Source organism: Streptomyces rimosus subsp. rimosus, from assembly GCF_000720725.1.
In the GTDB taxonomy this organism is placed as follows: Bacteria; Actinomycetota; Actinomycetes; order Streptomycetales; family Streptomycetaceae; genus Streptomyces; species Streptomyces rimosus_A.
The window spans coordinates 34,240-56,798 of sequence record NZ_JOCQ01000047.1 but is presented as its reverse complement, the minus strand read 5'-3'; the positions used below and the strand labels follow the sequence as shown (position 1 = coordinate 56,798).

18 protein-coding genes and 1 pseudogene are annotated in these 22,559 nt (G+C 70.9%); 15 read left to right on the top strand and 4 right to left on the bottom strand.

The features are described 5' to 3' along the window. Window positions 1-69: 69 nt before the first annotated feature. Window positions 70-663 (top strand): malonic semialdehyde reductase, encoded by a 594-nt coding sequence (locus IH45_RS0123860; RefSeq protein ID WP_030671986.1) that lies wholly within the window; start codon window positions 70-72, stop codon window positions 661-663. A gap of 147 nt (window positions 664-810) precedes the next feature. On the opposite strand, the gene IH45_RS0123855 is transcribed toward IH45_RS0123860, so the two are convergent. Further along, window positions 811-1,320: a DUF4245 domain-containing protein gene (locus IH45_RS0123855; RefSeq protein WP_030671982.1), complete on the bottom strand. Its 510-nt coding sequence runs from the start codon at window positions 1,318-1,320 to the stop codon at window positions 811-813. Between the two features lie 286 nt (window positions 1,321-1,606). Here IH45_RS0123855 and glpX point away from each other — a divergent pair, with 286 nt between their 5' ends. Next, window positions 1,607-2,638 (top strand): class II fructose-bisphosphatase, encoded by a 1,032-nt coding sequence (gene glpX / locus IH45_RS0123850; RefSeq protein WP_030671978.1) that lies wholly within the window; start codon window positions 1,607-1,609, stop codon window positions 2,636-2,638. 122 nt (window positions 2,639-2,760) lie between these two features. On the opposite strand, the gene IH45_RS0123845 is transcribed toward glpX, so the two are convergent. Continuing rightward, on the bottom strand, window positions 2,761-3,120 hold the full coding sequence (locus IH45_RS0123845) for a WhiB family transcriptional regulator (RefSeq protein ID WP_032922291.1): 360 nt from the start codon (window positions 3,118-3,120) through the stop codon (window positions 2,761-2,763). Between the two features lie 473 nt (window positions 3,121-3,593). Next, window positions 3,594-4,277 (bottom strand): annotated as a pseudogene (locus IH45_RS0123840) (DUF1707 SHOCT-like domain-containing protein); the annotation flags it as partial. A gap of 163 nt (window positions 4,278-4,440) precedes the next feature. Between IH45_RS0123840 and IH45_RS0123835 the strand changes: the two are divergent. The 9 genes from IH45_RS0123835 to IH45_RS0123800 all read left to right on the top strand — a co-directional run bounded on the left by IH45_RS0123835 (window position 4,441) and on the right by IH45_RS0123800 (window position 15,282). Then, window positions 4,441-6,120: a fumarate hydratase gene (locus IH45_RS0123835; protein WP_030671973.1), complete on the top strand. Its 1,680-nt coding sequence runs from the start codon at window positions 4,441-4,443 to the stop codon at window positions 6,118-6,120. A gap of 182 nt (window positions 6,121-6,302) precedes the next feature. After that, a complete protein-coding gene (locus IH45_RS1000000150085; RefSeq protein WP_078897739.1) occupies window positions 6,303-6,509 on the top strand; it encodes a hypothetical protein in 207 nt (68 codons plus the stop codon). Next, a complete protein-coding gene (locus IH45_RS0123830; RefSeq protein WP_030671970.1) occupies window positions 6,493-7,008 on the top strand; it encodes a DUF6879 family protein in 516 nt (171 codons plus the stop codon). Before IH45_RS1000000150085 ends, IH45_RS0123830 begins: the two co-directional genes overlap by 17 nt. Then, window positions 7,005-7,838, top strand: a complete 834-nt coding sequence (locus tag IH45_RS0123825) for a helix-turn-helix domain-containing protein (protein ID WP_032918189.1) — start codon at window positions 7,005-7,007, stop codon at window positions 7,836-7,838. Before IH45_RS0123830 ends, IH45_RS0123825 begins: the two co-directional genes overlap by 4 nt. A gap of 399 nt (window positions 7,839-8,237) precedes the next feature. Beyond that, the gene (locus IH45_RS0123820; RefSeq protein WP_030671964.1) at window positions 8,238-9,650 is read left to right on the top strand and encodes a class II fumarate hydratase; all 1,413 of its coding nucleotides are present in this window, start codon (window positions 8,238-8,240) and stop codon (window positions 9,648-9,650) included. A gap of 106 nt (window positions 9,651-9,756) precedes the next feature. Next, a complete protein-coding gene (fomD, locus tag IH45_RS0123815) occupies window positions 9,757-10,470 on the top strand; it encodes a cytidylyl-2-hydroxypropylphosphonate hydrolase (protein ID WP_030671960.1) in 714 nt (237 codons plus the stop codon). A 259-nt stretch (window positions 10,471-10,729) separates the two neighbouring features. Then, on the top strand, window positions 10,730-11,413 hold the full coding sequence (locus tag IH45_RS0123810) for a class I SAM-dependent DNA methyltransferase (RefSeq protein WP_030671957.1): 684 nt from the start codon (window positions 10,730-10,732) through the stop codon (window positions 11,411-11,413). Window positions 11,414-11,613: 200 nt separating this feature from the next. Continuing rightward, window positions 11,614-13,647, top strand: coding sequence for a SpoIIE family protein phosphatase (locus IH45_RS0123805; RefSeq protein WP_463607457.1), 2,034 nt, complete (start codon window positions 11,614-11,616; stop codon window positions 13,645-13,647). Between the two features lie 171 nt (window positions 13,648-13,818). Then, window positions 13,819-15,282 carry a catalase gene (locus tag IH45_RS0123800; protein ID WP_030671953.1) on the top strand — a complete coding sequence of 488 codons (1,464 nt, stop codon included), beginning with the start codon at window positions 13,819-13,821 and terminating at the stop codon, window positions 15,280-15,282. A gap of 84 nt (window positions 15,283-15,366) precedes the next feature. Here IH45_RS0123800 and IH45_RS0123795 read toward each other — a convergent pair whose 3' ends face one another. Next, window positions 15,367-17,613, bottom strand: coding sequence for a transglycosylase domain-containing protein (locus IH45_RS0123795; protein WP_030671950.1), 2,247 nt, complete (start codon window positions 17,611-17,613; stop codon window positions 15,367-15,369). Between the two features lie 299 nt (window positions 17,614-17,912). Here IH45_RS0123795 and IH45_RS0123790 point away from each other — a divergent pair, with 299 nt between their 5' ends. The 4 genes from IH45_RS0123790 (at window position 17,913) to IH45_RS0123775 (ending at window position 22,521) form a co-directional block, all read left to right on the top strand. Continuing rightward, the gene (locus IH45_RS0123790; RefSeq protein WP_030671947.1) at window positions 17,913-18,890 is read left to right on the top strand and encodes an SPFH domain-containing protein; all 978 of its coding nucleotides are present in this window, start codon (window positions 17,913-17,915) and stop codon (window positions 18,888-18,890) included. 92 nt (window positions 18,891-18,982) lie between these two features. Further along, window positions 18,983-19,198 (top strand): type II toxin-antitoxin system antitoxin, encoded by a 216-nt coding sequence (locus IH45_RS0123785; RefSeq protein WP_394298700.1) that lies wholly within the window; start codon window positions 18,983-18,985, stop codon window positions 19,196-19,198. A 225-nt stretch (window positions 19,199-19,423) separates the two neighbouring features. Next, window positions 19,424-20,110 (top strand): ABC transporter ATP-binding protein, encoded by a 687-nt coding sequence (locus IH45_RS0123780; protein ID WP_030671943.1) that lies wholly within the window; start codon window positions 19,424-19,426, stop codon window positions 20,108-20,110. After that, window positions 20,107-22,521, top strand: a complete 2,415-nt coding sequence (locus tag IH45_RS0123775) for an ABC transporter permease (RefSeq protein ID WP_030671942.1) — start codon at window positions 20,107-20,109, stop codon at window positions 22,519-22,521. The genes IH45_RS0123780 and IH45_RS0123775 overlap by 4 nt, the downstream gene beginning before the upstream one ends. The last annotated feature ends 38 nt before the right edge of the window (window positions 22,522-22,559 follow it).

Genomic DNA, 22,559 nt, shown 5'->3' with positions numbered 1-22,559 from the left:
TGAAACTTAATCTATCTTGGTTACAGTTGATACCGAACACGGAAAACACCGACTCCCCGAGGTGCCCTCATGTCTCTCGCGCTCGACGCCGCCGCCCAGGACCTCCTCTTCCGCGAGGCCCAGACCGCCAACTCGTTCACCGACGAGCCGGTGACGGACGAGCAGGTGCAGGCCATCTACGACCTGGTGAAGTACGCGCCGACCGCCTTCAACCAGTCGCCGCTGCGGCTGACCCTGGTCCGCTCGGCGGACGCCCGTGAGCGCCTGGTCAAGCACGCCATGGGCGCCAACGGCCCGAAGACGCTGAGCGCGCCGCTGACCCTGGTGCTCTCCACGGACCTGGACTTCCACGAGAAGCTGCCGACCCTGTTCCCGCACGCCCCGGGCATCAAGGACGCCTACTTCTCCGAGCTGTCCGTCCGCGAGGTCGCCGGCGCCCAGAACGCGACCCTGCAGGCCGGCTACCTGATCCTCGGCATCCGCGCGGCCGGCCTGGCCGCCGGCCCGATGACCGGCTTCGACTTCGCCGGCATCGACAAGGAGTTCTTCGGCGACGGCAAGCAGAAGTCCTTCATGGTCATCAACATCGGCAAGCCGGGCGCCGACGCGTTCTTCCCGCGCTCGCCCCGCCTGGGCTTCGACGAGGCCGTGACCACCGTCTGAGCCCGTCTTAGCCTTCCCCGCGTACGACGAGGCCGCCGCACCCATCCCGGGCGCGGCGGCCTCGTCGTACGTATGTCGCACGTATGTCGTACGTATGGAGCCGTATCCGGAGCCGCACCGGCGTCAGGCGGGCCGACAGGCGGGCCGTCAGCCCTTCTTCGCCTCCAGGGACGCGGCCATCTCCGCGAGCCGCCCGTACGGCGCGGTGCCGGTGAGGACGGTGGTGACGCCCTCCTCCTCGCGCACCAGCGCGCGGTACTTCTCGCCCTTGTAGCGGTCCCACTTCACGCCGCCGACGGCCTGCTTGCCCGCGGCCTTCTCCGCGCCGAGCGTGACGTCCTGGATGAACTTCTTCGCGGGCGCGTCGCTCTGCTCCAGCGCCGCGTACTCCTGCTCCGGGTCGAGGAAGCCCAGGTGCCAGGCGCCGCCCTTGCCGTCGTTGCTCGCCTTGTACGAGACGGAGGTGGCGCGCCAGCCCTCGGGCAGGCCCTTGGGCGCGGCAATGGGGTACGGCGCGGCACGCCGGGCGGTCGCGAGCTCCACGCGGTAGTCGACCGTCTTGACCGCGTTCACCTCGGCGGACCGGCTGTCGTCGTGCGGGATGAAGAGATAGACGCCCGCGACGAGGGCGCCGATCACCGCCATCGACAGGACCATGTCCCGAACCGTCTGCTTGCCTCGCATACCTGCCACGCCTCTATGGTCCCCCATGCCCGGCCCCGCGAAGACACGCCCCCCACCGGCACGCCCCCACCGTCCGGCACCCGGCGTCGGCCGGGCGGCGCTCACCGTCCGCGTCCGGCGCCCGCCGCCCGCGGACACGCCCGTACGGGGCCTGGACGCCCGCTCATGCGAAGGGCCCACTGCTCATTGTGGCGACCTACCGATAAAGTCATAGCCACCCTCACCATTCCGGCCGTCGCCGTACAGAAAGGTGCGCTCGATGACCGAGCATCATCTGCCGTCCCAACTCGAGGTCAGCCCCGAGGCTCCCGACCGCAACCTCGCACTGGAACTCGTCCGGGTGACCGAGGCCGGAGCCATGGCCTCGGGCCGCTGGGTCGGGCGCGGCGACAAGAACGGCGCCGACGGCGCCGCCGTCAAGGCCATGCGCGCCTTGATCCACACCGTCTCCATGAACGGCGTCGTGGTCATCGGGGAGGGCGAGAAGGACAACGCCCCGATGCTCTACAACGGCGAGCGGGTCGGCGACGGCACCGGCGCCGAGTGCGACGTGGCCGTGGACCCGGTCGACGGTACGACGCTGACCGCCAAGGGCATGGCCAACGCGGTCTCGGTAATGGCCGTCGCCGAGCGCGGCGCCATGTTCGACCCGTCCGCGGTGTTCTACATGGACAAGCTGGCCACCGGCCCGGAGGCCGCCGACTTCGTCGACATCACCGCGCCGGTCGGCGTGAACATCCGCCGCATCGCCAAGGCGAAGAAGTCCGCCGTCGAGGACGTCACCGTCGTCATCCTGGACCGGCCGCGCCACGAGGGCCTGGTCAAGGAGGTACGGGAGGCGGGCGCCCGGATCAAGTTCATCTCCGACGGCGACGTGGCCGGCGCCATCATGGCGGCCCGCGAAGGCACCGGTGTGGACCTGCTGCTGGGCATCGGCGGTACGCCCGAGGGCATCATCGCCGCATGCGCCCTCAAGTGCCTGGGCGGCACCCTCCAGGCCAGGCTGTGGCCGAAGGACGACGAGGAGCGGCAGCGCGCGATCGACGCCGGGCACGACCTGGACAAGGTGCTGCAGACCGACGACCTGGTCCGCGGCGACAACGTCTTCTTCGTGGCCACCGGCATCACCGACGGCGAGCTGCTGCGCGGGGTGCGCTACCGCGCCGAGACCGCGACCACCTCGTCGCTGGTGATGCGCTCCAAGTCCGGCACGATCCGCCGGGTCGACTCCGAGCACCGGCTCGCCAAGCTGCGCGCGTACAGCTCGGTCGACTTCGAGCGTCCCAGCTAGCGGCAGCCGGGCGGCGCCCCGGCCGGCCATGGCCGGCCGGCGGGCACAGCGCTCGGGCCGGGACTCCGCCGTCTTGCTCGGCGGGGTCCCGGCCCGTTACGCGTGCCGGGTGCACGGGCCGCTCAGCCGGCGGCCTGCATCCGGGCCGAGCGCTGCAGCTCGGTCTCCCGGCGCCGGCGGCGGGCGAGCACCACCCGGCGCTCGGCAGCGGTGAGGCCGCCCCACACTCCGTAGGGCTCCGGCTGCATCAGGGCGTGCTCCCGGCATTCGATCATCACCGGGCAGCGGGCACAGACCCGCTTGGCGGCTTCCTCCCGCGCCAGGCGTGCGGCGGTCGGCTCCTTGGACGGTGCGAAGAACAGTCCCGCCTCGTCACGGCGGCACACCGCCTCCGCGTGCCAGGGACCGGCCTCTTCGCGAGAGGGAACCCGCTGGGGCGGAACAACTGCGGTGTCCTGCAGAGGCTGATGCGGTAGCAGCACGGTCTACTCCTGACGACGGCTTCGGCGAAAGAGTCACCCTTGCCCGTCTCGCTGCGCACGACTTTTCGCACCCCGCAGCCGTACGAGAGACGATGCACCAGCCCTACCCGCTGTACGCGTGCTTATGCACACGGTTGCGAACGGCGTTTGAGCAGTGCGGAAGCGCGGTGAATTCAACCTTCCCGCGGCCCGGAAGGGCACCGTCCGCCCGGTTTCCCCATGCCTCGCGCGCCCCGTCCGCAGCGGTTGCGGGGTCTGCCGTCAGCAGTCCCCGGCACCGCCGTCAGCAGCCCCGGCACCGCCGTCGGCACCACCGTCCCCCGTCAGTCCCAACGGCCGCCGTGCGACCGCCCGTGCCGTTCGCGCCGCTCGTCCCGGCGCTGCTCGTGCCAGGCCCGGCGCTCGTCCCGGCGCTGCTCGTGGAGCGCCCGCCGGTCGTCGCGCCGCTGCTCCTGCCACGCGCGCCGCGCGCCGCGCAGGTCGTCGCGCAGATCGCGCAGCCACTTGCCGCGCTTGGCCTTGGCCTCGACGCTGCCGAGCACCGCGTAACCGTTGACCTGGACGATCGGCGCGTCGCCCTCGACCGACTCGTGGGTCTCGACCTCGAAGGCGCCGAGCACACCGGAACCGCTGCTGCGCAGCGTGACGTTCTCCGGCACCCGGATCTCCACACTGCCGAAGATCGCGGTGACGTTGATCTGGACGTGCTGCTGCTGGAAGATCCCCTCGGTCAGGTCGATCTCCACGCTGCCGAAGACGGCCACGGCGTTGATCCGGCCGGGCACCCGCCAGCGGCCCTTGCGGGTCGAGGCGCTGAAGATCGCGACCATGGTCTGGTCCGGCGGTGCGGCGCCCTCGGCCTCGTACGCGGCGGAGGCGGCGGAGGCGGGCCGCTGCCGGGGAGCGCCGTCCTCCGCGGGCAGGTCCCGTACCAGCGGCTCCAGTTCGCCCATCGTCTTGGCGCGGTAGACCAGGTCGATGCGTTCGGCGTGCTCCTCCGCGTCCAGCCGTCCGACCGCCAGCGCCTCGCGGAGGATCTCCGCGATCCGGTCCCGGTCTGCGTCGGATGCCCGGATCTCGGCCTCCGCCACGGGCTTGGTCAGGTTCACCGGCTGCTGGGCTCGTTTGGCGAGCGACGATTCGTCCACGGACAGCAGCGTACCGAAACGCGATAGATCGCGACTAGGGGACGCACGGCCCCGTCCCGCGCCCCGGGTGAGCCTTACCTCACAGCGGCGACCGCGAGGGAGGGTTCTACGCTGTTCAGGCGCTGCCGCAGATGTCAGCCGAAAGCCACCGTCGAGTGAGGAATGGCCCGTTATGCCGGAATTCGCCTATACCGACCTGCTGCCCGTAGGCGAGGACAACACCCCGTACCGCCTGGTCACTTCCGAGGGTGTGAGCACCTTCGAGGCCGACGGCCGTACGTTCCTCAAGGTCGAGCCGGAGGCGCTGCGCAAGCTGGCCGCCGAGGCGATGCACGACATCTCGCACTACCTGCGCCCGGCCCACCTCGCCCAGCTGCGCCGCATCCTGGACGACCCCGAGGCGTCCGCCAACGACCGCTTCGTGGCGCTGGACCTGCTGAAGAACGCGAACATTGCGGCGGCCGGCGTACTGCCGATGTGCCAGGACACCGGCACCGCCATCGTCATGGGCAAGCGCGGCCAGAACGTGCTGACCCAGGGCCGCGACGAGGAGGCCCTCTCCCGCGGCATCTACGACGCGTACACCCAGCTCAACCTGCGCTACTCGCAGATGGCCCCGCTGACCATGTGGGACGAGAAGAACACCGGCTCCAACCTGCCGGCGCAGATCGAGCTGTACGCCACCGACGGGGACGCGTACAAGTTCCTGTTCATGGCCAAGGGCGGCGGCTCGGCCAACAAGTCCTTCCTCTACCAGGAGACCAAGGCGGTCCTCAACGAGGCCTCCATGATGAAGTTCCTGGAGGAGAAGATCCGCTCGCTGGGCACGGCCGCCTGCCCGCCGTACCACCTGGCGATCGTCGTCGGCGGCACCAGCGCCGAGTACGCCCTGAAGACCGCCAAGTACGCCTCCGCCCACTACCTGGACGAGCTGCCGGCCGAGGGCTCCCCCACCGGCCACGGCTTCCGGGACAAGGAGCTGGAGGAGAAGGTCTTCGAGCTGACGCAGAAGATCGGCATCGGCGCGCAGTTCGGCGGCAAGTACTTCTGCCACGACGTACGCGTGGTCCGGCTGCCCCGGCACGGCGCGTCCTGCCCGGTCGCCATCGCCGTCTCCTGCTCCGCCGACCGCCAGGCCGTCGCGAAGATCACCGCCGAGGGCGTCTTCCTGGAGCAGCTGGAGAAGGACCCGGCGCGCTTCCTCCCGGAGACGACCGAGGAGGAGCTGACCGAGGGCGCGGGCCCGGACCTCGACGCCGTACGCGTCGACCTCAACCAGCCGATGGACGACATCCTGGCCGAGCTCACCAAGCACCCGGTCAAGACCCGCCTCTCCCTGACCGGCACGCTGGTCGTCGCCCGCGACATCGCGCACGCGAAGATCAAGGAGCGGCTGGACGCGGGCGAGGAGATGCCCGAGTACCTGAAGAACCACCCGGTGTACTACGCGGGCCCGGCGAAGACCCCCGAGGGCTACGCGTCCGGCTCCTTCGGCCCGACCACGGCCGGCCGGATGGACGCCTACGTCGAGCAGTTCCAGGCGGCAGGCGGCTCGAAGGTCATGCTGGCCAAGGGCAACCGCTCCAAGCAGGTCACCGACGCGTGCGCCACGCACGGCGGCTTCTACCTCGGCTCGATCGGCGGCCCCGCGGCCCGCCTGGCGCAGGACTGCATCAAGAAGGTCGAGGTCCTCGAATACGAGGAGCTGGGCATGGAGGCGGTCTGGCGCATCGAGGTCGAGGACTTCCCGGCGTTCATCGTCGTCGACGACAAGGGCAACGACTTCTTCCAGGACCCGGCGCCGGCTCCTACGTTCACGAGCATTCCGGTGCGGGGGCCGGGCGTGGCCTGATCCGGCAGCAGTACCTCTGCGGGGCCCCCGGTCGATGGCCGGGGGCTCTTGCCTGTTCGCCGCTCCTGCCCTGTTTATGCGACAACGCGCATAGTCGCGTGGGTGCATGGACGCCCCCCGATCGGCCCTCGTACCGTCATGCACGACGGCCCAACCAGGGCCATCAACCGGGGAGGTTCGCAATGCCAGGTGAGGAACTGACTCGGCTCACCGGAAGCGGCAATGGCGAGTGCGGCGAGAACGACTGTCCGAACGTGTACCTCACGAAACGAGGAACCTTCGTCATTCAGGGCGTCAAGTCCGATGCCTTCGCTCCACCGCAGGGGGAAAGGCTTGCAGAGATCCCGGAAGCGGTTCTCAGGGAGGCTGTCCGTGCTCTTGGATGGTGACGGGTGGCGGGCGATGTTCCGGAACATCCGGTTCGAAGCGTGGCGGCTGGAGACACTGCCTCAATACCTCGTGCCCCAGGAGTCCCAGGAGGTCGAGGCATTCCGCATGGGCAAGCGTGTGGCCCCGCACACCTACTCGTCTCCGTATACGGAGGATTTGAAGCGGCTGCGGAATGACGGGAAGCGGAAAGGGCGGGTTCATGTTCTTACCCGGCCGCTTTCCGAGTATCTGCGGTTCGAGTTCTCGCGGTACTACGCTCCTCATGCGCGGGCCGGGGAGGACATCCGCATTCTCGACGTGACCGGCCGGGACAACCCTCTTCGAGGAGCGCAGGACTTCTGGATCTTCGATCGGTCGACGGTCGTCCTCATGCACTACGCGGAAGACGGGACGCAGACCGGTCGAGAGGTGTACGAGGGGAACCCCGCCCCGTTCATCGAGTACCAGCGCATTGCCGAGGCCGAGTCGATACCGTTCCTGGAGTATGTGAAGGAGTGACCTTCCAACCCGAGCAACTGGGCCGGACCGGTCAGGAACTGGCCTCGGCACTCCGAGAACTGCGTAAGCGATCCGGGCTCTCAGGAGTCCGGCTCGCCGCGCGCTGCAACATGTCTCAATCCAAGGTGAGCCGGATCGAAAGCGGTAAGGTCCGCCCTTCCCTGGTCGACGTGGAACAGATCCTGAAAGCTCTCGACGCGCCATCGAAGATGGTCGAAGATGTCTCGGCTCTCGCCCGGCTGGCGAACACGGAATGGCAAAATCTCCGAGAGCTGCGCCGCAAGGGCCTGGGGAGTCGGCAAGCCGAACTGAAGGCGCTCGAAGCGTCCTCGACACACCTGCGCTACCTGCTGCTCTCCATGATCACCGGACTTCTCGCCACCTCCGAATACGTGCGGGCCAGTCTGGCCCACTCGCCCGTGGACACCCGTAAGGCGATCGCAGGGAAGCTGGAAAGGCAAGCCGTCCTGAACGACACCGCCAAGCGATTCACTTTCATCCTCACGGAGCAAGCGGCCCGCTGGCCCGTTGTTTCCCCCTTGGCCTTGGCCGAACAGTTGGACCGGCTTTCCTCACTCACCTACCGTCCGAACGTACGCATCGGCCTCTTGCCCGTCGGAGCCGTTACCCCGAGAACACCGTTGAACACCTTCACGATCTATGACGCGTCCCTGGCAACCGTCGAGACATCGACGGGAAGTCTCGTGCTCCGCGATGCTCGCGACGTCCAAAGCTACCTGGATGAATTCTCTGGTTACGAGGAGTGCGCACTGTTCGGAGCAGAAGCCAGAGCCAAGCTCACCGAGTGGTCGGCGATCTGCCGTTCGTGATCTTTAACCCACAACGTGCATAAAACGCGGGACATTGATTGCCCCACGGAATCATTGCCGGGCAGACAAGAAGCCACGGCGAGAGGCCAAACGGCATGAGTGGAGCACGCACGAAAACGATGCCCGCACCGGTGCACCTGTTGCTGCCGCCCCCGCCCCCGGAACCGGCGCCAGGCTGTGACGTGTGCGCCGCGTTGGTCGAACAACGTCGGGAAGCGCGGGACAGGGGAGACCTCTCGGCGGCCACGGACGCCGACGTCGAGATCCGAAGTCACCCCCACCCGGTGCCGATGCGGACGTGACGTCACAGCGGGCCGGGCCCCGCCACCGTACCGCCTGACGGACGAATACCCGCCCCTGCCCGGGAACAGATCACCGTTCCCGGGCACTGACACAGGTATGAGTGACAACGGCCTGAGCGGCGACAACGGCGAGTACCGGACCGAGCACGACTCGATGGGCGAGGTGAAGGTGCCCGCCCGGGCGAAGTGGCGGGCGCAGACGCAGCGGGCGGTGGAGAACTTTCCGGTTTCCGGGCAGCGGCTGGAGCGGGCGCACATCGAGGCGCTGGCGCGGATCAAGGCGGCCGCGGCCAAGGTCAACGCCGAGCTGGGGGTGCTGGACGAGGACGTCGCGGCGGCGATCCAGGAGGCCGCGGCCGAGGTCGCCGACGGGACATGGGATGAGCACTTTCCCGTCGACGTCTTCCAGACCGGGTCCGGTACGTCGTCGAACATGAACACCAACGAGGTGCTCGCGACCCTGGCCACCGAGCGGCTGGGGCGCGACGTGCATCCGAACGACCACGTCAACGCCTCGCAGTCGTCCAACGACGTCTTCCCCTCCTCGATCCACATCGCGGCGACCGCGGCCGTCACCCACGATCTGATCCCCGCGCTGGAGCACCTGGCGGCCGCCCTGGAGCGTAAGGAGAGCGAGTTCGCCGAGGTGGTGAAGGCGGGGCGGACGCATCTGATGGACGCCACGCCCGTCACCCTCGGCCAGGAGTTCGGCGGCTTCGCCGCGCAGGTCCGCTACGGAGTGGAGCGGCTGCGGTCCGCGCTGCCGCGGCTGGCCGAACTGCCGCTGGGGGGTACGGCCGTGGGCACCGGCATCAACACCCCGCCCGGCTTCCCCGCGGCGGTGATCGCCGAGGTGGCGCGGACGACGGGGCTGCCGCTGACCGAGGCGCGCAACCACTTCGAGGCGCAGGGCGCGCGGGACGCGGTCGTGGAGACCAGCGGGCAGCTGCGCACCATCGCCGTCGGCCTGACGAAGATCGCAAACGATCTGCGGTGGATGTCCTCGGGGCCGCGCACCGGCCTCGCCGAGATCAACCTGCCCGACCTCCAGCCCGGTTCGTCCATCATGCCGGGCAAGGTCAACCCGGTGCTGCCGGAAGCGACGCTGATGGTGGCGGCGCAGGTCACCGGCAACGACGCGACGGTGGCCACGGCGGGCGCCGCCGGCAACTTCGAGCTGAACGTGATGCTGCCGGTCATCGCGAAGAACGTGCTGGAGTCGGTGCGGCTGCTGGCCAACGTCACCCGGCTGCTGGCGGACCGCACGGTGGACGGGATCACCGCGAACGCCGAACGGGCCCGGGAGTACGCGGAGTCGTCGCCGTCCGTCGTCACCCCGCTCAACAAGTACATCGGGTACGAGGAGGCCGCGAAGGTCGCCAAGAAGTCGCTCGCGGAGCGCAAGACCATCCGCGAGGTGGTCATCGAGTCGGGGTACGTCGACAAGGGGCTGCTGACCGAGGAGCAGTTGGACGAGGCGCTGGATGTGCTGCGGATGACGCACCCGTAAGGGAATGGCGCCCCCGTGGCGCCCCGACCCACCCGTAACGGACCGTGCGTCCTGCGTCACGGCGCGGCAACCATGACCCCACTAAGATCTGCGCATGACAGCGGACATGGTGGAGACGAGGAAGGGCGCCGCCGGGGCGGGGGACGCGCGGGACGCCGTGGAGCGGGCGGGGCGCTGGGCGCCCGGGGACCGGATTCTGTGGCGTTACCGCGACAACGCGGGCGACGGCATCCACATCTGCCGGCCGATGACCGTCGTCCAGGACACCGACGAGCTGCTCGCGGTGTGGATGGCCCCGGGCACGCCCTGCGTCAAGCCGGTGCTGGCCGACGGGACGCCCGTCCACCGCGAACCGCTCGCCACCCGCTACACCAAGCCCCGGCGCACCGCGCGCGACCAGTGGTTCGGCACCGGGGTGCTGAAGCTGGCCCGGCCGCACGACCCCTGGTCGGTGTGGCTGTTCTGGGAGCCGGGCTGGAACTTCAAGAACTGGTACGTGAACCTGGAGGAGCCGCGTCGCCGCTGGGCGGGCGGCATCGACTCCCAGGACCACTTCCTGGACATCTGCGTGTATCCGGACCGGCATTGGGAGTGGCGGGACGAGGACGAATTCGCGCAGGCGCAGCGGGACGGGCTGATGCCGCCCGCGCTGGCGGCGGACGTACGGGCGGCGGGCCGCGCGGCGGTCGAGCACATCGGCGCGTGGGGGGTGCCGTTCGGCGGCGGCTGGGAGGACTGGCGGCCGGACCCGGCGTGGGAGGTGCCGGGGCTGCCGGAGGACTGGGACCGGGCCGTATCCGTACCGGACGTGCAGGCGTAGGCGCAGACGCAGGCGCGTGGCCCCACGGCGCGGGGAGCGTGGCCCCGCCCGGCGCCGGGGCGCTTCCGCCCGCCCCGGTGAGCGGGCCGGGCCGCCGCGTGGCGTGCGAGTGAGCCCCCTTGATGCGCCCCTGGGGATCAACCGTAGGATCGTCCTCCACAAGACTGCACAGGCGTAACTCAAGACTGCACGGAACTGCACGGACGTGGCTCCCGCGCCGGAGCCCGAACTTGACCGCGGTCGCAGGAGAGGCGAGGTCGTGAGCGCTGAGAGCTACGACGGATACGAGGGCCTGAACGGGTTAGTCCTGGACCGGGCGGGGCAGGCGGAGGCGTTCGATACGATCGGCGACCGCTACGACGAGGCCTTCCCCCACAAGGACGGCCAGCTCGCCGCGGGCGCCCGGCTCGCGGCCGCGCTGCCGCCCGGGTCCCGGGTGCTGGACCTCGGCTGCGGTACGGGGCTGCCGACGGCCCGTCAGCTGGCGGACGCGGGCCACGCGGTCGTCGGTGTGGACCTGTCCCCCTCGATGGTGGCGCTGGCCCGGGAGAACGTTCCGGCGGGGGAGTTCCACCGGCTGGACATCGCCGACCTGCGCCACGGCGAACTCGGCGGGGCCGGCTCCTTCGACGGGGTCACCGCCTTCTTCTCGCTGCTCATGCTGCCCCGCGCGGAGATCCCGTACACGCTGCGGATGCTGCACTCGCTGCTGCGGCCCGGCGGGCTGCTGGTACTGGCCATGGTCGAAGCCGATCTGGACGACTGCCCGATTCCGTTCCTGGGCAGCACGATCCGGGTATCGGGTTACCTGCGGGACGACTTGCGCCAGGTCGTGCACGACGCGGGCTTCGAAGTCACCGGGGAGGACTCGTATGCGTATGCCCCGGCCAGTACGGACACCCCACCCGAGATCCAGCTCTTCCTGCACCTGCGACGCGCTTGAGACGCGGCGCGCCACGCGCGCAGCCCCGGACGGATGGAATCCCACGCGTGACGGAGCACCCGACCTCCCACGAACCGCGGCAGGCCGCCCCGCCTGCCGCGTCCTCGGCGACCCCGCCCCGGTCGCCGTACGCCGCGGCCGCCGGTCCCGGCGGCCTCCCGGGGCAGCCCCCGGCCCGCGGACCGGCCGAGGTGGCTGACATGTCTCCCGCGGCACCGCGCGGTGACGATTCTGCGCACGCCGCGGACAACCACGGCGAGGAGCCCGTCACCGGCGCCGGGGACATCCCCTGGCAGGCGCCCGGCGACGGCGGCACCCCCGGCGTCGGCCGGCCGCGCCCGTGCCCCGAGGGGACGCCCACGGTCCCGCCGCCCGCCGCGCCGCACGGCGTGCCGGTGGAGTCCGGCGCGCGCGGCGGGGAGCCCTCGCGGACGTCCGAGCAGGCCGCGGGACCGGCGGCGCCGCCCGCCCGTTCCGCGCACCCCGCCGAGAGCGGCGAGGTGCTGGCGGCGCGTCAGGCGGGCGGCGACCGGCTGCGCTTCATCGGCGCGGCGACCCGGCGGATCGCCCGCGGCATAGACCTGGACGAGATCGTGCTGGGGCTGTGCCGGGCGACCGTGCCGACGTTCGCCGACGCCATCCTGGTCTACCTGCGCGATCCGCTGCCGGTGGGCGACGAGCGGCCGACCGGCCCGGTGGTGCTGCGGCTGCGCCGTACCGACCGGATCCCCGAGGAGCCGGACACCAACGGCGGGCGGCTGCCGATGCTGCCCGCGCAGCCGGACCTGAGCCCGGCGATGGGCGGCAGCGCGGCGGAGCTGTCCGAGGTGCTGCCGGGCGGGCCGCTGGCGGAGGTGCTGCGCGGCGTACGGCCGCTGTTCGGCGAGGTGCAGGCGGCGCGCGCGGCGCTGCCGGAGCTGCTCGGCCCGCTCACCCAGCTGCCGGCCGGGCACCGGGTGATCCTGGCGCCGCTGCGCGGGCGCCGCCGGGTGATCGGCGCGGCGGTGTTCCTGCGCCGCCCGGACCGCCCGGCCTTCGAGGCGGACGACCTGCTGGTGGCGGCGCAGCTGGCGACGCACACGGCGCTGGGCGTGGACAAGGCGGTGCTGTACGGGCGCGAGGCGTACATCGCGGACGCGCTCCAGCGCACGATGCTGCCGGACTCGCTGCCGCAGCCCACCGGCGTCCGGCTGGCCAGCCGCTATCTGCCCGCCGCCGAGACGGCGCGGGTGGGCGGTGACTGGTACGACGCGATCCCGCTGCCGGGCAGCCGGGTGGCGCTGGTCGTCGGCGACGTGATGGGCCACTCGATGACCTCGGCGGCGATCATGGGCCAGCTGCGCACCACCGCGCAGACCCTCGCGGGGCTGGACCTGCCGCCGCAGGAGGTGCTGCACCACCTCGACGAGCAGGCGCAGCGGCTGGGCAGCGACCGGATGGCGACGTGCCTGTACGCGGTCTACGACCCGGTGGCGCACCGCATCATGGTCGCCAACGCCGGGCACCCGCCGCCCGTGATGCTGCACCGCGGCGGGCGTGCGGAGGTGCTGAAGGTGCCGCCGGGCGCGCCGATCGGCGTGGGCGGGGTGGACTTCGAGGCGGTCGAGCTGGACGCGCCCGCGGGCGCCACGCTGGTGCTGTACACGGACGGCCTGGTGGAGTCCCGTATCCGCGACGTGTGGACCGGCATCGAGCAGCTGCGGGAGCGGCTGACGGAGACGGCCCGGCTGACCGGGCCCAACCCGCCGCCGCTGGAGCCGCTGTGCGACGAGGTGCTGGACATGCTCGGTCCCGGCGACCGGGACGACGACATCGCGCTGCTGGCGGCCCGCTTCGACGGCATCGCGCCGAGCGACGTCGCGTACTGGTACCTGGACCCGAAGGCGCAGACCGCCGGGCAGGCCCGCCGCCTGGCCCGCCGGGCGCTGTCCCGCTGGGGTCTGGAGGAGCTGACCGACCAGCTGGAGCTGCTGGTCAGCGAGGTGGTGACGAACGCGGTGCGGTACGCGGAGCGGCCCATCACGCTGCGGCTGCTGCGGACGGATGTGCTGCGCTGCGAGGTCGGCGACGATGTGCCGCAGCTGCCGCGGCTGCGGCAGGCCCGCCCGTCCGACGAGGGCGGGCGCGGTCTGTACCTGGTCAACCGGATGGCCCGGCGGTGGGGCGCGACACGGCTGAGCACGGGCAAGGTGGTGTGGTTCGAGCTGTCCATGCCGTACGGGGGCACGCCGTAGGCAGGGCGCGCGCGAGCGTCGGCGTACCGGCCGCCGGGCCGCCAACGGGCGTACCGGCGGCCGGACTTCGTCCCGAACTGGACGGCGTCCAACGGTTGCCGACACCGCGTCGGCGGAGTTGACTTCTGGGGTGGCAAGGGCCGACGACCCACCACCGGGAGGCGCAACCCCATGACCAGCTCCGCGCACGACGTCCCGCGTACGACGACCAACGCCGGCATCCCGGTCGAGAGCGACGAGCACTCGCTCTCGGTGGGCTCCGACGGTCCGCTGCTGCTCCAGGACCACTACCTGATCGAGAAGATGGCCCAGTTCAACCGGGAGCGGGTGCCCGAGCGGGTGGTGCACGCCAAGGGCAGCGGCGCGTACGGCTTCTTCGAAGTGACCAACGACGTGAGCCAGTTCACCAAGGCGGACCTCTTCCAGCCGGGGCGGCGCACGGAGATGCTGGCCCGCTTCTCGACGGTGGCGGGCGAGCAGGGCTCGCCGGACACCTGGCGCGACCCGCGCGGCTTCGCGCTGAAGTTCTACACCGAGTACGGCAACTACGACCTGGTCGGCAACAACACGCCGGTCTTCTTCGTGCGGGACACGATCAAGTTCCAGGACTTCATCCGGTCGCAGAAGCGCCGCCCGGACAGCGGGGTGCGCGACCACGACATGCAGTGGGACTTCTGGACGCTCTCGCCGGAGTCGGCGCACATGGTCACCTGGCTGATGGGCGACCGCGGCATCCCGAAGACGTACCGCCACATGAACGGCTACGGCTCGCACACCTTCATGTGGATCAACGGCGGCGGCGAGCGGTTCTGGATCAAGTACCACATCAAGACGGACCAGGGCATCGAGTTCCTGACGCAGGAGGAGGCGGACCGGCTGGCCGGTGAGGACGGCGATGTGCACCGCCGCGACCTGTACACCTCGATCGCGGCCGGGGACGCCCCTTCATGGACCATGTACGTCCAGGTCATGCCGTTCGACGACGCGCCGGACTACCGCTTCAACCCGTTCGACCTGACGAAGGTGTGGCCGCACGGCGACTACCCGCTGATCGAGGTCGGCCGGATGACGCTGGACCGCAATCCGGAGGACTTCTTCGTACACGTCGAGCAGGCGGCGTTCGAGCCGTCCAACATGGTGCCGGGCATCGGCCCGTCGCCGGACAAGATGCTGCTGGGCCGGCTGTTCTCGTACCCGGACACCCACCGCTACCGCATCGGCCCGAACTACGCGCAGCTGCCGCCCAACCGCCCCCACGCGACGGTGACCTCGTACGCGAAGGACGGCCCGATGCGCTACGAGCCGTCCCGCGCGGCGGCGCCGTACGCGCCCAACTCGTACGGCGGGCCGAGTGCCGACACGCAGAACTTCGGCGACCCGGCGGGCTGGCACGCGGCGGGCGAGATGGTGCGCGAGGCGTACAAGCTGCGCCGTGACGACGACGACTTCGGCCAGGCGGGCACCCAGGTGCGCAAGGTGCTGGACGACGCGGCGCGCGAGCGGCTGGTGGACAACGTGGCCGGGCACCTGTCCAAGGGCGTCAGCCGGCCGGTGCTGCTGCGGGCCTTCCAGTACTGGCGCAATGTCGACAAGGCGCTCGGGGACCGGATCGCCGCGCGGTTCGACGGCCGCTGAGCCGGAACGCGGACGGCGGCACGGAAACGGCCGTGGCCCCCGCCGAAAAGGCGGGGGCCACGGCCGTTCGCGTCGGACGCCGGGTCAGCCCAGGTCGTCGAAGCCGGGCGGGCGGTCGTTGTTGCCGCTGCCGCCGCTGCCGGTCGTCGGGGAGGCGGGCGGCGACTCCGGGGGCTTCGAGGGCGTCCGGGACGGCGTGTGCGACGGAGTCCGCGACGGCGTCTGGGACGGCGTGTGCGACGGAGTCTGCGACGGGGTCTGGGACGGCGTCTGCGAGGGCGTCTGGGACGGCGTGTGCGAAGGCGTGTTGCTCGGCGGCGGGGGGCCGGCCGGGCCGGACCCGGCGCCGAGGTCCGTTTCGAGGTCGAACTTGGCGCCGCTGTCGTCACCGATCGCGGCGGCGGTGTAGGCGGCCCAGACCTTGGCCGGGTAGCCGCCGCCGTTGACGCGCCCGCCGCCGCCGGCGCCCTTGAGCGTGACCTGCTTGCCGCCCTTGGTCTCCTCGCCGAACATGCCGACCGCGGTGACCAGCTTGGGCGTGTAGCCGACGAACCACGCCGACTTGTTGTCGTCGGAGGTGCCGGTCTTGCCCGCCGCCTGGTAGTCCGTGCCGCCGATCGCCTCCTTGGCCGTACCGTCGTTGACCACGCCGCGCAGGACGGAGGTGACGGTGTCGGCGGTGTTGCGGGTCAGCACCTGGGAGCCGATCGGGTCGGGCAGCTCGGTCTCCTGCGAGCCGTGCTCGGCCTTGACGACCAGCGCCGGGGTGACCTTCTTGCCGTGGTTGTCGAGGGTGGCGTAGGCGCCGGCCATCTGGAGCGGACTGGCGCCCATGGTGCCGAGCGTCATGGCGGGCTGGACGTCCATCCGGCTGCCGTCCATGCCGAGGCCGACCGCGGTCTTCTTGACCTCGTCCAGGCCCACGTCGGCGCCCATCTGCGCGAAGACGGAGTTGACGGAGTTGTTGGTCGCCTGCTGGACGGTGATGCGGCCGTAGGTGTGCTCGTCCTCGTTCGGCGGGGCGAACGGCTTGGTGCCGCCCACAACCGGGCGCCGGTTGCGTCCGTCGTAGACCGTGTTGGGGGTGATCGGCACGCCGGACTGGGTCTTGGCGTGGTTCTCCAGGGCGGAGGCGAAGATCAGCGGCTTGAACGTGGAGGCGGGCTGGAAGTCGGCCCGCGTGGCGTTGTTCGTGTAGTGCTTGGTGTAGCCCGCGCCGCCGTACATCGCCAGGACGTGCCCGGTCTTGGGGTCGACCGAGACGGCACCGAGCTGGGCGTCCCGGTCCGCCTTGCGGCTCTCCGGCTTGAGGTCGTCGGTCAGCTTGTTCTTGACCGCCTTCTCCAGCTCCTGCTGCTTCTTCTTGTCGATGCCCAGGGTGATGGTCCAGCCGCCGGCCGCGAGTTCCTTCTCGTCGACGCCCTTGCGGATCAGTTCGTCGTTGGCGGCGTTGATGAAGTAGCCGATCTGGCCGGCGACACCGGGCAGCGGCTTGGGCTTGATGGGCTGCTGGAACGTCTGCTTCTGCCGGTCCTCGGGGCTGAGCCACTTCATCTCGACCATGTTGTCGAGGGTGTACGCCCAGCGCTTCTGGACCAGTTCCTTGCCTCCGGCGGAGGCGATGGCCCAGTCGTACTGGCTCGGCGCCTGGAGGAGCGAGGCCAGGTACGCGCCCTGGCTGACGGTCAGCTTGCCCACGTCCACGCCGTAGTACGCCTGCGCGGCGGCCTGGATGCCGTACGCGCCGCGGCCGTAGTAGCTGGTGTTCATGTAGCCGGCGAGGATGTCCTTCTTGTCCAGCTTGTTGTCGACCTTGAGGGAGATGACGATCTCCTGGAGCTTGCGGCTGACCGTCTGCTCCTGGCTCAGGTAGTAGTTCTTGACGTACTGCTGGGTGATGGTGGAGCCACCCTGCTTGCCGTGGCCCTGGAGCGTGTTGAGGATGCCGCGCAGCGTGCCCTTCAGGTCGACGCCGGAGTCCTGGTAGAAGGTCTTGTTCTCGGCGGCGACGAAGGCGTGCTGGACGTGCTCGGGGATCTGGTCGATCTTGACCGTCTCGCGGTTGAGCAGGCCCTTGCGGGCCATGATCGAGCCGTCGGCGTACTTGTAGACGTTGCTCTGCGTCGTGGCGTTCGCGTTGCCCTGGTCGGGGACGTCCACGTACAGGTACAGGCCGATGAAACCGAGGATGCCCAGCAGGCATACGCCGAGGAAGGCCCCGAGCAGCTTCTTCCAGGTGAAGAAGCGGCGTATGCCGCCCTTCTTCTTGGCCTTCGGCTTCGCCCGGCGGTTACGTCCCTGCGCCGCCCGTCTCGCGTCCGCTCGCCCCATCGCTCCCGCAACTCCAGTCGTTCCGCCCCCATAGCTCAGCTCACGAAGCTAACACCGCATCTGTCAACAAATGCTCATCGATCAAGGCTTTTGCCGACGTGACAAAGAGCACCCGCTCCTGGGGGAACCTCCGGACAAGGATGCCTCACCCGCCTGAGAACGCTCTTAAAGTGCTATCACTTTGCTAGGCTTGCGCAAGCATCACCGACCAGTACGGCCCGGCCGCGGCACCGCGCGTGCGACGGCCCGGGCCCCACCCGCGGGGCCCTTACGGGAATCCCGCGAGAACGGGGAGAGACATGTCCGACCAGACACCGGCCGACGGCAACGGCGGGACGGGCGACGGCGCGCAGCTCGCGGCCGACACCCCGCCGATGCCGCGCCCGCAGGTCCGCGAGACGCCGGCGCACAGCATCCCGGGCGGTCTGGGCCTGCTGCTCACCGTCCTGGGCGCGTTCGCCGGGCTCGGCATGATCATCGGCGGCGGCGTGCTCGCCTCGAACGGCAACAAGGCGGCGGGCGTACCGCTGATCATCGTCGGGGTCCTGCTGCTGGTGGGCTCGCTGTTCTGCATGACGGGCGTGAAGATGGTCGCCCCCGGCGAGGCCCGCGTCATCCAGCTCTTCGGGCGCTACGTGGGCACCATCCGCGAGGACGGCCTGCGCTGGGTCAACCCGCTGACCGCCGACCGCAAGATCTCCACCCGGGTGCGCAACCACGAGACCGCGGTCCTGAAGGTCAACGACGCCTACGGCAACCCGATCGAACTGGCCTCCATCGTCGTGTGGCAGGTCGAGGACACCGCGCAGGCGCTCTTCGAGGTCGATGACTTCCTGGAGTTCGTCGCCACCCAGACCGAGGCGGCGGTACGACACATCGCGATCGAGTACCCCTACGACGCACACGACGAGGACGCGCTGTCGCTGCGCGGCAACGCCGAGGAGATCACCGAGAAGCTGGCCGTCGAGCTGACCGCCCGGGTGCAGGCCGCGGGCGTGCGGATCATCGAGTCCCGCTTCAGCCACCTCGCGTACGCTCCGGAGATCGCCTCGGCGATGCTCCAGCGGCAGCAGGCCGGCGCGGTGGTGGCGGCCCGCCAGCAGATCGTCGAGGGCGCAGTCGGCATGGTCGAGATGGCGCTGGCCCGCATCAGCGAGCAGGACATCGTGGAACTGGACGAGGAGCGGAAGGCGGCCATGGTCAGCAACCTGATGGTGGTGCTGTGCGGCGACCGGGCCGCACAGCCCGTACTGAACACCGGCTCCCTGTACCAGTGAGCGAGGGCGGCCCCGAGGACGCGCCCGGGCCCACCGGGCCCGGGGACGGCGGGCAGGCACCGAAGCGGCGGGCGGCGCAGCGGCGCAAGCAGATGCTGCTGCGGCTCGACCCGCTGGTGCACGACGCACTCGCCCGCTGGGCCGACGACGAGCTGCGCAGCGCCAACGCACAGGTCGAGTTCCTGCTGCGGAAGGCGCTGGCGGACGCCGGCCGGCTGCCGAAGGGCGCGGGCGGCCCGCCCCGGCGGGGACGGCCGCCGAAGTCGGCGGAGCCGCCGGGCCCGGAGGACGCCGGAACGCACGACTGAGACCGGGATGCCGGGAGTCCGGCCCGTACGCGGGCGGGGTTCCCGGCTTCCTTTTCCCCGGCTATACACCGTGGGTATACACACCATGTAGTGTGTGCCCTGTCCATTGGGGCAGGTCCCTCGGAGCGCCGTGCGCCGTATCCGGTACCGCTTCGGCGCGCCCCGGCAGCGGCGTCGGCCGCTGCCGCCCGGACCGCCCCTGTCCGCACTTCCGGAGGCCCTCGTATGACCCCGGCCGGTTCCCTGCTCACGGCCCGTGCGCTGCACAAGGCGTACGGCTCGACCCCCGCGCTCGACGGCGCGGACTTCTCCATCCACCCGGGCGAGGTCGTCGCCGTCATGGGCCCGTCGGGCTCCGGCAAGTCGACCCTGCTGCACTGCCTGGCCGGGATCATCCGCCCGGACTCCGGCAGCGTGCTCTACGGCTCGCGCGACCTGAGCCAGATGTCCGACGCGCAGCGCAGCGCGCTGCGGCGCTCCGACTTCGGCTTCGTCTTCCAGTTCGGCCAGCTGGTCCCCGAGCTGACCTGCCTGGAGAACGTGGCGCTGCCGCTGCGCCTGAACGGCGTCAAGCGCAAGGAGGCCGAGGAGCGCTCGCTGGAGTGGCTGGAGCGGCTGGAGGTCGGCGAGGTGCGGGCCAAGCGGCCCGGCGAGGTCTCCGGCGGCCAGGGCCAGCGGGTCGCGGTCGCCCGCGCGCTCGCCGCCCGGCCCCGCGTGATCTTCGCCGACGAGCCCACCGGCGCGCTGGACTCGCTCAACGGCGAACGCGTGATGACGCTGCTGACGGAGGCCGCGCGGGGCACCAACGCGGCCGTCGTGCTGGTCACCCACGAGGCGCGGGTCGCCGCCTACTCCGACCGCGAGGTCGTCGTCCGCGACGGCCAGGCGCGGGAAATGGCGGGGCTGGCATGACCGCCGTCGACCACCGCCCCGGACCCACGGACCAGCGGGAACCCTCCGGCAAGGCCCCGACCGGGCTCGCCGTCTGGTTCCGCGACCTCGTCATGGGCATGCGCTTCGCCGTCGGCAGCGGCCGCGAGGGCTGGACCCGTACGGCGCTGACCGCCGTCGGCGTCGGCCTCGGCGTGGCGCTGCTGCTGGGCGCCTCCTCCGTACCGAGCCTGCTGAACAACCGCTCCGAGCGCAGCAACGCGCGCACCATCGAATTCGGGGAGCAGAAGGCACCGCGCTCCGACAGCTCCTTCCTCTTCCACCGCGTGGGTTCCCAGTTCCGGGGCGAGAGCGTGGACGGCATCCTGCTGCGTCCGGAGGGTGGCCACCCCGTGCTGCCGCCCGGCGTGGACAAGGTGCCCGGGCCGGGCGAGGCGGTCGTCTCCCCCGCCCTGAAGAAGCTCCTGGAATCCCCGGACGGCAAGCTGCTGCACGACCGGCTCCCGTACCGCGTGGTCGGCACCATCGGCCAAGCGGGCCTCATCGGCCCCAGCGAGCACTACTACTACGCGGGCAGCGACAAGCTCTCCCTGAAGGACAGCGGCACCAACCGCGCCACCGCCTACGGATGGCGGATCCAGTCCCCCGACATGGACCCCGTCCTGCTGGTCCTGATCCTGGTGGGCTGTGTCGTCCTGCTGATGCCGGTGGCCATCTTCATCGCCACCGCCGTCCGCTTCGGCGGCGAGCGCCGCGACCGGCGGCTGGCCGCGCTGCGCCTGGTGGGCGCCGACAACCACATGGCGCGCCGGATCGCCGCCGGTGAGGCCCTGCTCGGCTCGCTGTTCGGGCTGATCGTCGGCGCCGGACTGTTCCTGTTCGGCCGGCAGTTCATCGGCGCGGTCGACATCAGCAGCCTCAACGCCTTCCCCACCGACCTGTCGCCGGTCCCCGCCCTGGCCGTCCTGATCCTGCTGGCCGTGCCGGCGTCGGCCGTCGCCGTCACGCTCTTCGCGCTGCGCGGCATCGCCATCGAGCCGCTGGGCGTCGTCCGCAGCGCGGTGCCGCGCCGGCGGCGGCTGTGGTGGCGGCTGCCGATCCCGGTCATCGGGCTGGCGCTGCTGGCGGCGTTCGGCACCGTCGACAGGAAGACCGGCTCCGTCAACACGTACCTGATCGGCGCCGGCGCGGTCCTGACGCTGCTCGGCCTGACCATGCTGCTGCCCTGGCTGGTGGAGGCGGTCGTGGCGCGCTTCACGGGCGGCCCGGTCCCCTGGCAGCTGGCCGCCCGCCGGCTCCAGCTGAGCAGCAGCAGCGCGGCGCGCGCGGTCAGCGGCATCACGGTCGCGGTGGCCGGCGCCATCGCGTTGCAGATGCTGTTCACCGCCGTCGGCGACGACTTCACCAAGCCCACCGGGCAGGACACGTCCCGGGCGCAGCTCCAGGTGATGCTGCCGGCCCGGGACGGCGCCACCACGGAGAAGATGATCGACGCGTTCAAGGACACCAAGGGCGTCAGCGGTGTCATCGCCACCATCAGCTCGCGGATCCTCTCCGCCGGCCAGGAGCGCAACGAGGACGGATTCCCGCTGAGCACCTCGCTCACGGTCGGCAGTTGCGAGACCCTCCAGGAGATCGCCCGGCCGGGCCCGTGCAAGGACGGCGACGTCTTCCAGATCAAGGGCGGCCCCGGCTCCTACGTGGACGAGGACCTGCCCAAGATCGCACGCCCCGGCGCCCGGGCACTGCTCAACGACTTCGACGACAAGGGCAATGTCCTGGGCCGCCCCAGCACGTGGACCCTGCCCCGGACGATCCGCCCCGTCGACGCCCGGCCCGACCCGACCGGCGAACAGAACACCGGCCTGTTCGCCACCACGGGCGCGGTCGACGTCAAGAAGCTCGCCGACCCCACGGCGCGGGCCATGGTGCGGCTCGACCCGTCCGTCCCGGACGCCGCCGAGTACGCCCGCAACACCGCGGCCCGCTTCGACGTGACGGCCAACGCCTTCCAGCTCATGGACACCAGCGACGACCGGCGCTTCGTCAGCGTCCGCAACGGCCTGCTGATCGCGTCCGTGGCGACCATGACGCTGATCGCCGCCAGCATGCTGGTCACCACCCTGGAGCAGCTGCGCGAACGCCGCCGCCTGCTGTCGGTCCTGGTGGCCTTCGGCACCCGGCGCGGCACGCTCGCCTGGTCCGTGCTGTGGCAGACGGCCGTCCCGATGGCCCTCGGCCTGGCGCTCGCGGTGGCCGGCGGCCTCGGTCTCGGCCGGGTGCTGCTGGGCCTGACGGGCAAGAGCGGCATCGCGTGGTCGGTGGTCTGGCCGCTGCCGCTGTTCGGCGCCGGTCTGGTGCTGCTCGTGACGCTGCTCAGCATGCCACCGCTGTGGCGGATGATGCGGGCGGACGGGCTGCGTTCGGAGTGACCGGAGCGCTGCCGGGCCCCTGGACACCGGGGCCCGGC

Bases quoted from the DNA above. Each gene is read 5' to 3' on its own strand.
- IH45_RS0123860 (WP_030671986.1), top strand. From the start codon at position 70: ATGTCTCTCGCGCTCGACGCCGCCGCCCAGGACCTCCTCTTCCGCGAG.
- IH45_RS0123855 (WP_030671982.1), bottom strand. From the start codon at position 1,320: ATGGTCCTGTCGATGGCGGTGATCGGCGCCCTCGTCGCGGGCGTCTAT.
- glpX (WP_030671978.1), top strand. From the start codon at position 1,607: ATGACCGAGCATCATCTGCCGTCCCAACTCGAGGTCAGCCCCGAGGCT.
- IH45_RS0123835 (WP_030671973.1), top strand. From the start codon at position 4,441: ATGCCGGAATTCGCCTATACCGACCTGCTGCCCGTAGGCGAGGACAAC.
- IH45_RS1000000150085 (WP_078897739.1), top strand. From the start codon at position 6,303: ATGCCAGGTGAGGAACTGACTCGGCTCACCGGAAGCGGCAATGGCGAG.
- IH45_RS0123820 (WP_030671964.1), top strand. From the start codon at position 8,238: ATGAGTGACAACGGCCTGAGCGGCGACAACGGCGAGTACCGGACCGAG.
- fomD (WP_030671960.1), top strand. From the start codon at position 9,757: ATGGTGGAGACGAGGAAGGGCGCCGCCGGGGCGGGGGACGCGCGGGAC.
- IH45_RS0123805 (WP_463607457.1), top strand. From the start codon at position 11,614: ATGTCTCCCGCGGCACCGCGCGGTGACGATTCTGCGCACGCCGCGGAC.
- IH45_RS0123800 (WP_030671953.1), top strand. From the start codon at position 13,819: ATGACCAGCTCCGCGCACGACGTCCCGCGTACGACGACCAACGCCGGC.
- IH45_RS0123795 (WP_030671950.1), bottom strand. From the start codon at position 17,613: ATGGGGCGAGCGGACGCGAGACGGGCGGCGCAGGGACGTAACCGCCGG.
- IH45_RS0123790 (WP_030671947.1), top strand. From the start codon at position 17,913: ATGTCCGACCAGACACCGGCCGACGGCAACGGCGGGACGGGCGACGGC.
- IH45_RS0123785 (WP_394298700.1), top strand. From the start codon at position 18,983: ATGCTGCTGCGGCTCGACCCGCTGGTGCACGACGCACTCGCCCGCTGG.
- IH45_RS0123780 (WP_030671943.1), top strand. From the start codon at position 19,424: ATGACCCCGGCCGGTTCCCTGCTCACGGCCCGTGCGCTGCACAAGGCG.
- IH45_RS0123775 (WP_030671942.1), top strand. From the start codon at position 20,107: ATGACCGCCGTCGACCACCGCCCCGGACCCACGGACCAGCGGGAACCC.